The following is a 14,516-nucleotide window of genomic DNA, read 5'->3' as shown; positions in this document are numbered from 1 at the left end:
GCTGATACCGCCAATCAGGGTGCGCAGCGATACAGTCATGTGCTGCATAGTGTTTTGCAGCAGGCCCAGCTCATCCTGGCGACTGGTGCTGAGGTCGTTGGTCAGATCGCCGTCGGCAATCCGACGCGCCGCGATCACAGTCGAATCGAGCGGACGGGTGATCTGACGGGTAATCAGGATCGCCGCGAAGATACCCAGCAGCAATACGATCACCGCCACCGTGAGCAACTGGGTTACCGCGCTGTCTTTTTCTTTATTGGCACTGACCACCTGACCCGCCATCAGTTTTTCCGCACTGGTGACGATGTCCATTGACTGCTGGCGAAGGCTGTCGCGAATCTGATCGTTCTGTTGCATCAGTTGCGAGATGGAGACCATCAACGACTTGTACTGTTGCAGCGCCGCGAGCGCCTCATCCACCGCCGGGCCGGCCTTGTTCGGCAATTGATTGCGCGCGCTGCCCACCTGAGCGATCAGCGAGTCGGCAGCGTCGAAAGTAATCTGCCTGTTTTCAGCAGTCGGGATACTGATATAACGGCGAAACACCAGGCGAAAGTTGGTCATGCCATTGCGCAGGTCGCCGGCAATCTTCACCTGATCGATGCCGCTCTGGTCCAGCGAGCGGGAAACGTCGTCAAAGGTCTTTTGCAGCAGTGTTTCGAAACTTCCGCTGACCTGTTCGGAAATGGTGATGAGCGGCTGCATGGCCTGATCAATTTGCCGATTGTTATCGACCAACTGGCTGAACGTTTGCTTCAAGACACCCGCCTGGTCGCGAATCCCTCTGAGCATATCGGCGTTGACCGGAACGGTCAGAATCTTCAGGCCGTCCTCGATGGTCTTGCCCAGGTTGTCCAGAGCCGACGTGTAGCCCTGCGAATTGCTCGCGTCAGGCTTGGCGGTGTAGGTCTGCGCAGCGATCCTGAGGCTCAGCGCATCGGCCTTCACCTCAGAAACCTTGGCTGCCTTGCCCAGCCGTTCGATCAGCAGGTTGGTACTGAGGTAACCGATCGCGGTGACCGTCAGTACGCCCAGCAGTATCAGACCGAAGCCTACACTCAGCTTTTTGCTGACCTTCAAATTGTCCAGCCATGTCGACTTCATAAATTTTTCCTGGGGATTTATCGTGATACCCAAGGATCGACTGTCCGCGGAACAACTTAATAGTCGCGGCGATTGCAAAGATTGATCGACGAGATAGCAATATGACATGAGCTTTTTTGGCGCTCTGTCAGGGCATCACTTTCAGCTCCAAATACCTGGCCGAAGTCCACTTTCAGGTTCGCTCGGCCAGGGAGTTTCACAGACCTATAGGTACTCATCATTGTCGGTGATAGTAACCTTCGGTTTATTCGATTCGTTAATAACACCCCGTGCGCAACAGAATCCGCCCCATTCTTCACTATTGGCGGAACTTCCCATGCACCAGACAATCAGCCATCTGCGCTATCCTCTCACCGCCCTCGCCTTGATCGTCATCAGTGCCTGCGGCCGTGCGCCGGAAGCCACCAGTGCGCCTGGCGCGGCCAAGGTCAGTGTGGCCAAGGTACTGGAGCAGCCAGTCAACGAGTGGGATGAATTCACCGGTCGTCTCGAAGCACCTGAAACGGTCGAAGTGCGTCCAAGGGTCTCCGGCCAGATCGATCAGGTAGCCTTCACCGACGGCGCGCTGGTCAAGAAAGGCGATCTGCTGTTCCAGATCGATCCTCGCCCTTTCCAGTCGGAAGTCCGCCGCCTCGAAGCCCAGTTGCAACAGGCCCGCGCAGTTGCTTCGCGCAGTGACAGCGAAGCGCAGCGCGGTGAGCGTCTGCGCAGCAACAATGCGATTTCCGCCGAGCTGGCCGAATCGCGTACCACCTCGGCGCAGGAAGCCAAGGCCGGTGTCGCGGCCATCCAGGCGCAACTGGATCTGGCTCGACTGAACCTCAGTTTCACCCGGGTCACCGCACCGATTTCAGGCCGCGTAAGCCGTGCCGAAATCACCGCTGGCAACATTGTTACCGCCGATGTCACCGCCCTGACCAGCGTGGTTTCCACCGACAAGGTCTACGCCTACTTCGACGCAGACGAGCGCGTGTTCCTCAAATACACCGAACTGGCCCGCAAAGGCCAGCGCGGTCAGACCACGCCGGTGTACCTGGGGCTGTCCAACGAACCCGGCAACCCGCACCTGGGCCAGATGAACTTTGTCGACAACCAGGTCAACCCGAGGACCGGCACCATTCGTGGCCGCGCCGTGTTCGATAACGCCGACGGTGCGTTTACCCCCGGCCTGTATGCACGCCTGAAACTGGTGGGCAGCGGCACTTACTCGGCCGTGCTGATCAATGACGAAGCAGTGGGCACCGACCTGGGCAAGAAGTTTGTGCTGGTCATGGACAAGGACAACAAGCCCGCTTACCGGGCTGTCGAGCTGGGGCCGAAAATCGAAGGCCTGCGCATTGTACGCAATGGTCTGGCCAAGGATGACACCATCGTCGTCAAAGGCTTGCAGCGCGTTCGTCCCGGCCAGCCTGTGGACCCTGAAGTCACTCCGATGGCCAGCGCCGACACCCTCGCCGCACTGCTCAAACAACGCCAGGCCCTCGAAGCCAGCAACCTGCCACAAGTGGCGCCCAAAGCGGCCGTCAAAATCGCCAGCGCTGCCGCGCCGCGCGGCTAAGGGACTCGTCCGATGAACTTCTCCAAATTCTTTATTTCACGGCCGATCTTCGCCGCAGTGCTGTCGCTGCTGATCCTGATCGCCGGTGCCATCTCGCTGTTCCAGCTACCGATCAGTGAATACCCGGAAGTCGTGCCGCCAACCGTGGTGGTGCGCGCCAACTTCCCCGGCGCCAACCCCAAGGTGATCGGCGAAACCGTGGCCTCGCCACTGGAACAGGCGATTACCGGTGTCGAAGGCATGCTCTACATGTCCTCGCAGGCCACCGCTGATGGCAAGCTGACCCTCACCATCACCTTCGCACTGGGTACTGACCTGGACAACGCGCAGGTGCAGGTGCAGAACCGCGTGACCCGCAGCGAGCCGAAGCTGCCTGAAGAAGTGACACGCATCGGCATCACCGTGGACAAGGCCTCCCCCGACCTGACCATGGTTGTGCACTTGACCTCGCCGGACAAACGCTACGACATGCTGTACCTGTCCAACTACGCCGTGCTCAACATCAAGGATGAGCTGGCGCGACTGGGCGGCGTCGGTGACGTGCAACTGTTTGGCATGGGCGACTATTCACTGCGGGTCTGGCTTGATCCGAACAAGACCGCCTCACGCAACCTGACCGCCACTGATGTGGTCAATGCGATTCGCGAGCAGAACCGTCAGGTAGCCGCAGGCCAGCTGGGCTCCCCGCCCTCCCCGAATGCCACCAGCTTTCAGATGTCAATCAACACTCAGGGCCGTCTGGTCAGTGAGGAAGAGTTCGAAAACGTGGTCGTGCGCGCCGGTGCCGATGGCGAAATCACTCGCCTCAAGGACATTGCCCGCATCGAGCTGGGTTCCAGCCAGTACGCGTTGCGCTCGCTGCTCAACAACCAGCCTGCGGTCGCGATCCCGATCTTCCAGCGTCCCGGCTCCAACGCCATCGACATCTCCAACGATGTACGGGCACGGATGGCCGAGCTCAAGCAAAGCTTCCCGGAAGGCATGGACTACAGCATCGTCTATGACCCGACGATCTTCGTCCGTGGCTCCATCGAGGCGGTGATTCACACGCTGTTCGAAGCCCTGATTCTGGTAGTGCTGGTCGTCATCCTGTTCCTGCAGACCTGGCGCGCGTCGATCATCCCGCTGGTGGCCGTACCGGTCTCGTTGATCGGCACCTTTGCGGTCATGCATATGTTCGGTTTCTCGCTGAACGCGCTGTCCTTGTTCGGCCTGGTACTGGCGATCGGTATCGTGGTCGACGATGCCATCGTGGTGGTGGAGAACGTCGAACGGAACATCGAGCTGGGCCTGGAACCGGTCGCCGCCACGCACAAGGCCATGGCCGAAGTGACGGGGCCGATCATCGCGACGGCGCTGGTGCTGTGCGCCGTGTTCGTGCCTGCGGCGTTTATCTCCGGGCTCAGCGGACAGTTCTATAAACAGTTCGCGCTGACCATCGCCATCTCGACGGTCATTTCCGCCTTCAACTCGCTGACCCTGTCGCCTGCACTGGCGGCGGTATTGCTCAAAGGTCATGACGCGCCCAAGGATCGCTTCTCGCGGTTCCTCGACAAAATGCTCGGCAGCTGGCTGTTCCGCCCATTCAACCGCTTTTTCGAGAAAGCCAGCCACGGCTATGTCGGCACGGTCGCCAGGGTCATTCGCAGCAGCGGTATTGCCTTGCTGGTCTACGCGGGCCTGATGGTTTTGACCTGGATGGGCTTTGCCAGCACACCAACCGGTTTCGTACCGAGCCAGGACAAGCAATACCTGGTCGCATTTGCCCAGTTGCCGGACGCCGCAAGCCTGGACCGCACCGAGGATGTCATCAAGCGCATGTCGGAGCTGGCCCTTAAGCAGCCTGGCGTGCAGGATGCGATTGCCTTCCCGGGGCTGTCGATCAACGGCTTCACCAACAGCCCGAATAACGGCGTGGTGTTCGTGACCCTCAAACCGTTCGACGAACGCAAGGACCCGAGCCTCTCGGCCAACGCGATTGCCGGTGCACTGAACGGTCAGTTCGCCTCGATTCAGGAAGCCTACATGGCGATCTTCCCGCCACCACCGGTACAAGGCCTGGGCACCATCGGCGGCTTCCGTCTGCAAATCGAGGACCGTGGCAACCTCGGCTATGACGAGCTGTACAAGGAAACCCAGAACATCATCACCAAAAGCCGCAGCGTGCCGGAACTGGCCGGACTGTTTACCAGCTACACGGTGAACGTACCGCAAGTCGATGCCGCGATTGACCGCGAGAAAGCCAAGACCCACGGCGTGGCAGTCAGCGATATTTTCGACACCCTGCAGGTGTATCTGGGTTCGCTGTACGCCAACGACTTCAACCGCTTCGGCCGCACCTATCAGGTCAATGTCCAGGCTGAACAGCAGTTCCGTCAGGATGCCGATCAGATCGGTCAGCTCAAGGTGCGCAATAACCTGGGCGAGATGATCCCGCTGGCGACCTTCGTCAAGGTCAGCGATACCGCAGGCCCTGACCGCGTCATGCACTACAACGGCTTCATCACTGCTGAAATCAACGGTGCAGCGGCACCGGGCTACAGCTCTGGCCAGGCTCAGGCAGCAGTCGAGAAACTGCTTCGCGAGGAACTGCCCACCGGCATGATCTACGAATGGACCGACCTGACCTATCAGCAGATCCTTTCGGGCAATACCGCGCTGTTCGTGTTCCCGCTCTGTGTGCTGCTGGCGTTTCTGGTGCTGGCAGCCCAATACGAAAGCTGGAGCCTGCCGCTGGCGGTGATCCTGATCGTACCGATGACCCTGCTCTCGGCGATTGCCGGGGTGATGATCGCTGGCAGCGACAACAACATCTTCACTCAGATCGGCCTGATCGTACTGGTAGGCCTGGCGTGCAAGAACGCGATTCTGATCGTCGAGTTCGCCAAGGACAAACAGGCCGAAGGGATGAGCCCGCTGGATGCGGTACTGGAAGCCTGCCGCCTGCGTCTGCGTCCGATCCTGATGACCTCGTTCGCCTTCATCATGGGTGTCGTGCCGCTGGTGCTGTCCAGCGGTGCAGGTGCCGAGATGCGCCATGCCATGGGTGTCGCGGTGTTCTCCGGGATGCTGGGGGTCACCTTCTTCGGCCTGCTGCTGACGCCGGTGTTCTACGTGCTTATCCGTAATTACGTCGAACGCCAGGAGGCCCGCAAGGCCGCCAGGGTAAACAGCCAGCAAAACCTGCCTGCGGAGATGCATTGATGAGTGCGTACAAAGTCTTCATCCCGAGCCTGCTGGTCATGGCACTGGCGGCCTGCGCCGTAGGCCCGGACTACCAGGCGCCGGCCACGGCGCCAGCGAAACTGGCCTCCGCCGCCCAGGGCAACTATGACCGCAGCAAAGTGGACAGGGTCTGGTGGCAGCAGTTCGAGGACCCGACCCTCAACAAACTGGTAGCCCGGTCACTGGACGGCAACCGCGATCTGCGCGTCGCCTTCGCCCGGCTCAAGTCGGCGCGCGCCATTCGCGATGACGTCGCCAACGATGTGATGCCAGTGGTGACCAGCCGCGCCAGCAGCGACATCGGCAAGGGTCAGCAACCCGGCATCACCGAGCGCCGGGTCAACAGCGAGCGCTATGACCTGGGCCTGGACATGGCCTGGGAAGTGGACCTGTTCGGACGTATACAGCGCCAGCTGGAAGCCAGCGATGCCGATCAGGACGCTGCAGAGGCCAACCTCTATCAGCTGCAGGTCACGCTGATTGCCGAGGTGGTCGACGCCTACGGTCAACTGCGCGGCGCACAACTGCGTGAAGCCATTGCCCGCGACAACCTGAAAAATCAGCAGAGTTCTCAGGACGTGACCACGCAATTGCGCGATGCGGGCGTGGGCAACGAGCTGGATGTGGTGCGTGCCGAGGCACGACTGGCCGCCGTCGAGGCGACCGTTCCGCAGTTGCAGGCCGAGCAGGCTCGCCAACGGAATCGCATCGCCACGTTACTGGGCGAGCGTCCGGAAAACCTCAGCGTCGACTTGAGCCCTAGCAAGCTGCCGGCCATCGCCAAGGCCTTGCCGATTGGCGACCCGACGCAAGTGTTGCGCAATCGGCCCGACATCCGCGCAGCCGAGCGACAACTCGCTGCCTCGACCGCCCGTATCGGCGTCGCGACTGCCGATCTGTTCCCAAGGGTCAGCCTGAGCGGGTTTCTGGGCTTTACCGCCGGACGCGGCTCGCAGATCGGTTCGTCAGCGGCCAGAGCCTGGTCGCTAGGCCCCAGCATCACCTGGGCGGCCTTCGATCTGGGCAGTGTCCGGGCGCAGATTCGCAGTGCCGACGCCGATGCCGAGGGTGCACTCGCCAACTATGAGCAGCAGGTGCTGCTCGCGCTGGAAGAGTCGGAGAACGCGTTCAGCGACTACGACAAACGCCAGCAGCGGCTGGTCTCACTGATGCGCCAGAGCGATGCGAGTCGCTCGGCGGCCAGACTGGCGTCGGTGCAGTATCGCGAAGGCACGGCGGACTTTCTGGTCCTGCTGGATGCCGAGCGCGAGCGCCTGGCGGCCGAGGACGCTCAGGCGCAGGCAGAAATCGAGTTGTACCGTGGCATTGTGGCCATCTACAAGGCACTGGGTGGCGGCTGGCAACCTCAGGCCTGAACCTGAAAAGCCGGTAAACCCGCCCCGCGCCCGATCAGGCCGCGGGGCTTTTTTTGCCTGAAATCCGGCTGCATCATGATTGCCGTTTGACAGCTGCCAGCCACTCCCCGAAGCTGCAACCCGTCAAGCATTGGAAATCGATATGCCCAGACTTTCTACCACGGGGTTATCGCCTCAACCCACTTCTCGACGTCGCTGGCTGATCGGCGCAGCGGCTGCAGCGCTGCTGGTGCTTTCGCTGGTTTTCTGGTGGTGGCGCATGCCCGTCCAGACGGCCCCGGCCAAGCTCAGTCATACCTATGCCCAGGCGCTGGAGCAGGCACATGACGGCAAACCCGGTGCCGCGCGCGTGCTGTACCAACAACTGGCGCGGACTGACCTGTCTGACGCACAACGCATCAGCCTGCTCGCCGAACTGAGCGACTACCCCAGCCCCCAGGCCCTCAAGTTGCTCGATGCGGCCTTGAGTAACCCGTCCGCGCAAGTGCGCGAAGCGGCCATCGATGTCAGCGTCAGGCTGGTCTCCAACAGCCAGCGCAGTCTGTTGCTCGGCCCGCTGCTGGATGACGCCGAACAATCCGTCAGGTTTCGCGCCACCGGCGCCCTGCTTGGCCTCTCCCCCGATGAGCTGGGCCTGTACTTTGCCGTTCTGCAGCAAAGTGCCGAGGCGTTTCAGGAATCACTCAAGAGCCAGCCGCAAAACGCCCAAAACCAGCTGCAACTGGCCAGGCTGTATCTGCAGACCGGCGACCTGGAACCTGCGCTCGCGGCCCTACAGCGGGCCACCGCGCTGGACCCGGGCAATATCGAAGCAGCGCTGGCGCACATCGAATTACTGGACCGCAAGGGCCAGGCCGAGCAGGCGCGCGGCCTTTTCGCACAGCTGCTGGAGCACAATCCTGGCTCGTCCCTGCTCCAGCATGCGCTGGGCATGTGGCTGCTGAACCACGGCCAGGCTGAATTCGCCGTGCTCAGCCTGGCCAAGGCCACGGAACTGGCACCCGATAACAATGACTATCGCTATGACCTGGCGGTGGCCCTGCACTCGTTGAACGAGCTCGAAGCGGCACAGCGCCAGTTGACCCAGATCGTTCAGAACCAGCCCGCCAATCGCAAGGCCAGGGTGCTGCTGATCCAGTACTGGAAAGAGAACGGCCAGTTGCAAAACGTGCAGATTCTGCTGGCCGAGCTCGAGCAGCAGAACCCGGATGACCCAGTGCTGCAACAGGGACTGTAGGGTCACAAACGCAACGCTGAGACGGGCGAAAGGCCATCTTTGAAGGGTCTACGCGCCTTTCAGCACGTGGCCTTCAGACATTCCGGCCATTTCCTCACCCAACACTCCTTTTGCCTGTGGGATATTTCTTTTTCTAAGCCCTCCACTCTCTCATGGCACGTTTTCCATCCGTGGCTAATATCGGAAATAACTTACAACACCCCTCAGCCTACAACACGGACATCACCCCCTATATCCAACATCGTTCCCCCATGCCATTTAACGAATTTGAGAAAGGCTATTTTCTAACTGAAAAAAAAAGTGCATCATTTGCGGGCGACTGAGTTATAAATACCCTCTATCTGCACAACGACAAGCCGCAAAGGCCAAGTTTCAGCATAGAAACCGCAGGTATCGGGCACCCTCGAGTGAGCGAATCGACCCATCAGTTTTGTCTCATCGCTTTATAGGGCTGACAACAGCCATTACATTGTTGGAGTATATTAATTGTCCAGACTTGCCGAGTTTCGAGCAGCAGAGAAAGCCCTTCAGGAACAGCTTGCACAGCTGGAATCGTTGAAGAATGACGCCGGATTGAAGAAGGAGATCGAATTCGAGCAAAAGCTCCAGGACCTGATGGGCACCTACGGCAAAAGCCTGCGTGACATCATCGCCATCCTTGACCCTTCGAGTGCCACCTCGCTGGTTGCACCCGCAGGGCCCAAGCGTCGCCGTGCACGCGTGGTCAAGGTGTACCAGAACCCGCACACCGGCGAGCTGATTGAAACCAAGGGCGGCAACCATCGCGGCCTCAAGGCGTGGAAAGAGCAATACGGTGTAGACACTGTTGATTCATGGCTGCGTGCCTGATTGCAAGTTGTCACTTGAAGCCCTGCACGTGCAGGGCTTTTTTATCTCCGGCACTGCAGATGAACACCTGCGCATTGCAGCGCTGCGCTCAGGCGTCATCACACAGTGCCTGCCGGTCCGCGCCGGGAATTCATATACATGATTAGGTGAACTGTCCGGTTCGTATACTTCAATGCACCGGGTAAATGCCGCGGGAATAATGACGCCAATAAATCCGGATTATGCGATTCAGCACACAGTTACAAACCTGAACAGTTGCTGAAGTGTGTAGAGTAATTATTCAGGTCGACAGCATGATGAGATACAGCACTATTTGTTTCTCAATGATTCGGTGCGCTGAACAGCATCGAATGCGCAGCCCAGCGCAGCTTCACACTTTTTTCACATGGACTCTCGGATGATGAAGACCGCTAAAGGAATAGCGCCCCATGCCCGCCTCGGCGGGCTTCTTTTTGTCTGCGAAAAGGCAGATGTCACTGCGTAACGTCCAGACGCAGACTCTCGCGAATACGCAGTGCCTCATCCTTGTTGCTCGCATAGCCGTCTGCCGATCCCGCATAAGACAACGACCAGGCCAGATCCTTGCTGGCGGCCGCGACCAGTGTCTGGGTCAGCACGTGCACACCGTTCTGGGTAATGGTGCAGGTGGTTTCGAGCGCGGGCACCACGCTGAGCCGGCTTTCGCGGACATGCGTGCAGGCGCTCTGCAATCCGCTGCGGGCAAAATTGACCTGAACCGACTTGCGCATTTCCAGCAGAACGCCCTGGACGTTGACCTCATGCCCCGGCGTCAGGCGCGTCTGGGTGAGCTCCATGACCATCAGCGGATTTCCACTTTGATCGTTTTTAACCGCGCGCTGTCTGACCTGCACGGAAGGTTGAACGGGCTCGCCCGACTCGGTCGGTAACGACTCGACCTCCCAGCCTGCGGGCCAGACGATCATTGCATCGGCGGCATGGACCTGGGCAGCGCCCAGCAGCAGGAACAGGCACAGGCTTGGCACGGAGCGTCGGTAGTGCGAAAGGATCATGATCGGGTCGCCAGAACGGTTGACCGGAAATTCTGAGCCTGTTGTCGGCATCGAGCAAGGCCGACGCGACGTTATCCAAGCCGGGTTTGGCACTGCTCGCCCTGCCCCGTATCATTTGGCATTATTTGTACATTCTGTTGGAGACACATTGATGAGCTTGCACGAACTCAACACCCTACCGGGCGTCACAGCCAATCCTGAAGCGGCCACCCGGCAGTTTGTGTTCAACCACACCATGCTGCGCGTCAAGGACATCACCAAATCGCTGGACTTCTACACCCGCGTACTGGGCTTCAGCCTGGTCGAAAAACGAGACTTCCCGGAAGCCGAATTCAGCCTGTACTTCCTGGCGCTGGTCGACAAGGCGCAGATCCCGGAAGACGACGCTGCGCGCAACGAATGGATGAAGTCGATCCCCGGCATTCTGGAGCTGACCCATAACCACGGTACCGAAAGCGATGCCACAGCGTCATACCACAACGGTAACAGCGACCCGCGCGGCTTTGGCCATATCTGCGTGTCGGTGCCTGACGTGAAAGTCGCCTGCGAGCGATTCGAAAGCCTGGGCGTCGACTTCCAGAAGCGCTTGTCCGACGGCCGCATGAACAGCCTGGCCTTTATCAAGGACCCGGATGGCTACTGGGTAGAGATCATCCAGCCTACACCGCTCTGAGACTGGCGGTGATCGCTCCGGCAAGGAAGCGATCAGCCTGAAAAACAAAAAGCCCCGTGATCGCTCACGGGGCTTTTTGTTTACCGCTGTCCGATCAAGCCGGTGCGGAGGTACGGATCAGGTGGTCAAAAGCGCTCAGGGAGGCCTTGGCACCTTCGCCCAGGGCGATGATGATCTGCTTGTACGGGGCGACTGTCACGTCACCGGCAGCGAAGATACCCGGCACCGAAGTTTCTCCACGGGAATCGACCACGATCTCGCCACGCGGCGACAGCTCGATGGCACCTTTGAGCCATTCGCTGTTGGGCAGCAGACCGATCTGCACGAAGATACCTTCGAGCGGCACGGTGATCTCTTCGCCTGTGGTGCGGTTCTTGTAGCGCAGGCCGTTGACCTTCTGCTCATCACCCGTCACTTCAGTGGTTTGCGCACTGGTGATCACGGTCACGTTCGGCAGGCTGTGCAGCTTGCGCTGCAGCACCGCGTCGGCACGCAACTGCACGTCGAACTCCAGCAGTGTCACATGGGACACGATACCGGCCAGGTCGATTGCAGCCTCGACACCCGAGTTACCACCACCGATGACAGCGACGCGCTTGCCTTTGAATAACGGACCGTCGCAGTGCGGGCAATAAGCCACGCCCTTGTTACGGTACTGCTGCTCACCCGGCACATTCATCTCCCTCCAGCGTGCGCCGGTGGCAAGGATCAACGTCTTGGCCTTGAGGCTGGCACCGCTGGCAAACTTCACTTCATGCAACTCGCCGGCTGCGCCAGGGATCAGCTTGTCGGCGCGTTGCAGGTTCATGATGTCGACTTCGTACTGCTTGACGTGTTCTTCAAGCGCCACGGCCAGTTTCGGCCCCTCGGTATGCTGTACCGAGATGAAGTTCTCGATGGCCATGGTGTCGAGCACCTGACCACCGAAACGCTCGGCGGCAACACCGGTGCGGATGCCTTTGCGGGCAGCGTAGACCGCCGCCGCAGAGCCCGCGGGGCCACCGCCCACGACCAGCACATCGAAAGCCTGCTTGGCGTTGAGTTTTTCCGCCTGACGCGCACCGGCACCGGTGTCGATTTTGGCCAGAATCTCTTCCAGGCCCATGCGGCCCTGGCCGAACAATTCACCGTTCAGATAGATGCTCGGTACCGACATGATCTTGCGATCGGTGACTTCGTCCTGGAACAGCGCACCGTCGATAGCGACGTGCTTGATACCAGGGTTCAGTACTGCCATCAGATTCAGTGCCTGGACAACGTCCGGGCAGTTCTGGCAGGACTGCGAGAAATAGGTTTCGAAATGGAATTCGCCCTCAAGCGCGCGAACCTGTTCGATGGTTTCCGCACTGACCTTGGGTGGATAGCCGCCGACTTGCAGCAGCGCCAGGACCAGCGAGGTGAATTCGTGACCCATGGGGATACCGGCAAAACGCAGGCTGATATCGTGGCCAGGGCTGCTCAGCGAGAACGACGGAGTACGTGCGTCGGTGCCGCTGTCATTCAGGGTGACGTCCTTGGAAACGCTGATCACATCATTGAGCAGTGCAAGCGTTTCCTGGGACTTCGCGCCGTCATCAAGGGACGCGACGATCTCGATGGGGCGAGTAACCCGCTCCAGATAGGATTTCAACTGGGCTTTAAGATTGGCGTCCAACATGTGGCGGCTTCCTGTTTACAAAGGGTAGAAATAACAACGCCCAGGCGATGACCGCCCGGGCGTTTTTTGGGGCGATGCGGTTTACTTGCTCAAGAGCTCAACGCCCCTAGCCGATTCATGCGACTCAGATCTTGCCAACCAGGTCCAGGGACGGAGCCAGAGTAGCTTCGCCTTCTTTCCACTTGGCTGGGCAGACTTCGCCCGGGTGAGCGGCAACGTACTGAGCAGCCTTGATCTTGCGCAGCAGCTCGGAAGCGTCACGGCCAACACCGCCGTCGTTCAGCTCGACGATTTTGATCTGACCTTCAGGGTTGATCACGAAAGTACCGCGATCCGCCAGACCGGCTTCTTCGATCAGTACGTCGAAGTTGCGGGAGATGGTCAGGGTCGGGTCACCGATCATGGTGTACTGGATCTTGCCGATGGCTGGCGAAGTGTTGTGCCATGCAGCGTGAGCGAAGTGGGTGTCAGTCGAGACACTGTAGATCTCAACGCCCAGCTTCTTGAACTCTTCGTAGTTGTCAGCCAGGTCTTCCAGCTCGGTCGGGCATACGAAGGTGAAGTCGGCCGGGTAGAAGAATACGACAGACCACTTGCCTTTGAAGTCAGCGTCCGAGACGTCAACGAAAGCGCCGTTCTTGAATGCGGTAGCCTTGAACGGTTTTACTTGGCTGTTGATGATAGGCATCGGTATATCTCCTGATGGGTTGGATGGGTTGTGAATTCGATGAAGTGAAGCTTACGCATGATCGATGACAATCGCTCATTGGCAAACCTGATGTCACTGATTGCTTTTCACTATGAAGGCAGCTTATTGATAGAAGAAACCTTCGGACCGCTCCCCGCCTCCGATGGGCTCAGGAACGGAGCGGCATCAATGTAGCGCATCGCCGACTTGATGTCCCTCCAGCCTACATAGGACATCAGTGACTTGAGGTCCCAGCCGTTGCTGTGCGCCCAACTGGCGAAGCCACGGCGCAGCGAGTGGCTGGTGTAGTGCTCGGCGGCGATGCCTGCACGCTGGAGGGCCTGACGCAGCAACGGGATGACGCTGTTGGCGTGCAACCCCTCCTCGCTTAGATTACCCCAGCGGTCCACGGCCCGAAACACCGGCCCGCGTACCAGTGCCGCACAGTTGATCCACTCTATATAGGCCTGCACCGGGCACAGCCGCTGCAACGCGGGAGTCTGATAGGTCCTGCCCAGGTTGTCGCGATCACCTTTGCTGCGCGGCAGATAAAGGCTGATTCCCGAGTCGGCGATGGCCTTGACGTCCTGTACTTGCAGGCGGCAAAGCTCGTCGCTGCGAAACCCGCGCCAGAACCCCAGCAGGATCAAAGCCGAATCACGTCGACCGCGTAACAGACGCGGCTGGTCGTGTTGCGCCTTTGCCTCGCGTATCTCGATCTCCAGCCAGGCGATGACTTTTTCCAGATCCTGTAGCTGCAATGGCTCGGCCTGCTTTTCCTGCGCAGGATGCAGCGCACGAATGCCCTTGATGACCTTGCGCACCATCGGTGCCTTGGTGGGATCGACAAAACCCTGACTGACGTGCCACTGGGCCAGCGCTGACAAGCGCAGCTTCAGGGTATTGACCGACAGCGTTCCCGCGTGGCTGGCCAGGTAACGCGCCACGCTTTCGCTGGTCGCCGGCAGAAAGCCGCCCCATGTCACCTCGAAATGCTCGATGGCAGCCCGATAGCTGCGGCGCGTGTTGTCGCGGGTCGCCGCCTCGATATAGCGATCAACGTCATTCATGGCTCAAACCTGCTCGGGTGTACCGGTAGCGACGCGTCAAAAGGAGCT

At 59.7% G+C, this 14,516-nt stretch carries 10 protein-coding genes and 1 pseudogene; 6 read left to right on the top strand and 5 right to left on the bottom strand.

What is annotated here, in order from left to right; translation table 11 throughout:
- Window positions 1-81: 81 nt before the first annotated feature.
- A pseudogene (locus tag KBY02_RS26560) lies at window positions 82-1,104 on the bottom strand (methyl-accepting chemotaxis protein); the annotation flags it as partial.
- 316 nt (window positions 1,105-1,420) lie between these two features.
- Between KBY02_RS26560 and mexE the strand changes: the two are divergent.
- The 5 genes from mexE (at window position 1,421) to KBY02_RS13495 (ending at window position 9,349) form a co-directional block, all read left to right on the top strand.
- Complete coding sequence (gene mexE / locus KBY02_RS13515; protein ID WP_003411228.1) at window positions 1,421-2,662, top strand: multidrug efflux RND transporter periplasmic adaptor subunit MexE; 1,242 nt, start codon at window positions 1,421-1,423, stop codon at window positions 2,660-2,662.
- Window positions 2,663-2,674: 12 nt separating this feature from the next.
- Window positions 2,675-5,866 carry an efflux RND transporter permease subunit gene (locus tag KBY02_RS13510; RefSeq protein WP_225650569.1) on the top strand — a complete coding sequence of 1,064 codons (3,192 nt, stop codon included), beginning with the start codon at window positions 2,675-2,677 and terminating at the stop codon, window positions 5,864-5,866.
- The gene (locus KBY02_RS13505) at window positions 5,866-7,263 is read left to right on the top strand and encodes an efflux transporter outer membrane subunit (protein ID WP_024660022.1); all 1,398 of its coding nucleotides are present in this window, start codon (window positions 5,866-5,868) and stop codon (window positions 7,261-7,263) included. Before KBY02_RS13510 ends, KBY02_RS13505 begins: the two co-directional genes overlap by 1 nt.
- Window positions 7,264-7,405: 142 nt before the next feature.
- A complete protein-coding gene (locus KBY02_RS13500) occupies window positions 7,406-8,500 on the top strand; it encodes a tetratricopeptide repeat protein (protein WP_011268125.1) in 1,095 nt (364 codons plus the stop codon).
- 486 nt (window positions 8,501-8,986) lie between these two features.
- On the top strand, window positions 8,987-9,349 hold the full coding sequence (locus KBY02_RS13495) for a histone-like nucleoid-structuring protein, MvaT/MvaU family (RefSeq protein WP_002553302.1): 363 nt from the start codon (window positions 8,987-8,989) through the stop codon (window positions 9,347-9,349).
- Between the two features lie 473 nt (window positions 9,350-9,822).
- Here KBY02_RS13495 and KBY02_RS13490 read toward each other — a convergent pair whose 3' ends face one another.
- Window positions 9,823-10,431, bottom strand: a complete 609-nt coding sequence (locus KBY02_RS13490; protein WP_024660021.1) for a DUF4946 domain-containing protein — start codon at window positions 10,429-10,431, stop codon at window positions 9,823-9,825.
- 100 nt (window positions 10,432-10,531) lie between these two features.
- Between KBY02_RS13490 and gloA the strand changes: the two genes are divergently transcribed.
- Entirely contained in the window at window positions 10,532-11,053 is a 522-nt protein-coding gene (gloA, locus tag KBY02_RS13485) for a lactoylglutathione lyase (RefSeq protein WP_003315308.1), read from the top strand.
- A 94-nt stretch (window positions 11,054-11,147) separates the two neighbouring features.
- Here the strand turns inward: gloA and ahpF are convergent, their stop codons facing one another.
- The 3 genes from ahpF to KBY02_RS13470 all read right to left on the bottom strand — a co-directional run bounded on the left by ahpF (window position 11,148) and on the right by KBY02_RS13470 (window position 14,468).
- Window positions 11,148-12,710: an alkyl hydroperoxide reductase subunit F gene (ahpF, locus tag KBY02_RS13480; RefSeq protein ID WP_225650568.1), complete on the bottom strand. Its 1,563-nt coding sequence runs from the start codon at window positions 12,708-12,710 to the stop codon at window positions 11,148-11,150.
- A 124-nt stretch (window positions 12,711-12,834) separates the two neighbouring features.
- The gene (gene ahpC / locus KBY02_RS13475; protein WP_002553298.1) at window positions 12,835-13,398 is read right to left on the bottom strand and encodes an alkyl hydroperoxide reductase subunit C; all 564 of its coding nucleotides are present in this window, start codon (window positions 13,396-13,398) and stop codon (window positions 12,835-12,837) included.
- 110 nt (window positions 13,399-13,508) lie between these two features.
- The gene (locus tag KBY02_RS13470) at window positions 13,509-14,468 is read right to left on the bottom strand and encodes a site-specific integrase (RefSeq protein WP_024660020.1); all 960 of its coding nucleotides are present in this window, start codon (window positions 14,466-14,468) and stop codon (window positions 13,509-13,511) included.
- Between the last annotated feature and the right edge of the window lie 48 nt (window positions 14,469-14,516).

Origin of the sequence: Pseudomonas sp. P129 (genome assembly GCF_020312195.1) — a bacterium.
GTDB classification, from domain to species: Bacteria; Pseudomonadota; Gammaproteobacteria; order Pseudomonadales; family Pseudomonadaceae; genus Aquipseudomonas; species Aquipseudomonas fragariae.
This window is presented reverse-complemented; position numbering and strand designations above follow the sequence as displayed.

What these genes read in the sequence shown, in the direction of transcription:
- gloA (WP_003315308.1), top strand. Translation starts at nt 10,532, where the DNA reads ATGAGCTTGCACGAACTCAACACCCTACCGGGCGTCACAGCCAATCCT.
- KBY02_RS13470 (WP_024660020.1), bottom strand. Translation starts at nt 14,468, where the DNA reads ATGAATGACGTTGATCGCTATATCGAGGCGGCGACCCGCGACAACACG.
- KBY02_RS13510 (WP_225650569.1), top strand. Translation starts at nt 2,675, where the DNA reads ATGAACTTCTCCAAATTCTTTATTTCACGGCCGATCTTCGCCGCAGTG.
- KBY02_RS13500 (WP_011268125.1), top strand. Translation starts at nt 7,406, where the DNA reads ATGCCCAGACTTTCTACCACGGGGTTATCGCCTCAACCCACTTCTCGA.
- KBY02_RS13490 (WP_024660021.1), bottom strand. Translation starts at nt 10,431, where the DNA reads ATGCCGACAACAGGCTCAGAATTTCCGGTCAACCGTTCTGGCGACCCG.
- ahpC (WP_002553298.1), bottom strand. Translation starts at nt 13,398, where the DNA reads ATGCCTATCATCAACAGCCAAGTAAAACCGTTCAAGGCTACCGCATTC.
- KBY02_RS13505 (WP_024660022.1), top strand. Translation starts at nt 5,866, where the DNA reads ATGAGTGCGTACAAAGTCTTCATCCCGAGCCTGCTGGTCATGGCACTG.
- ahpF (WP_225650568.1), bottom strand. Translation starts at nt 12,710, where the DNA reads ATGTTGGACGCCAATCTTAAAGCCCAGTTGAAATCCTATCTGGAGCGG.
- mexE (WP_003411228.1), top strand. Translation starts at nt 1,421, where the DNA reads ATGCACCAGACAATCAGCCATCTGCGCTATCCTCTCACCGCCCTCGCC.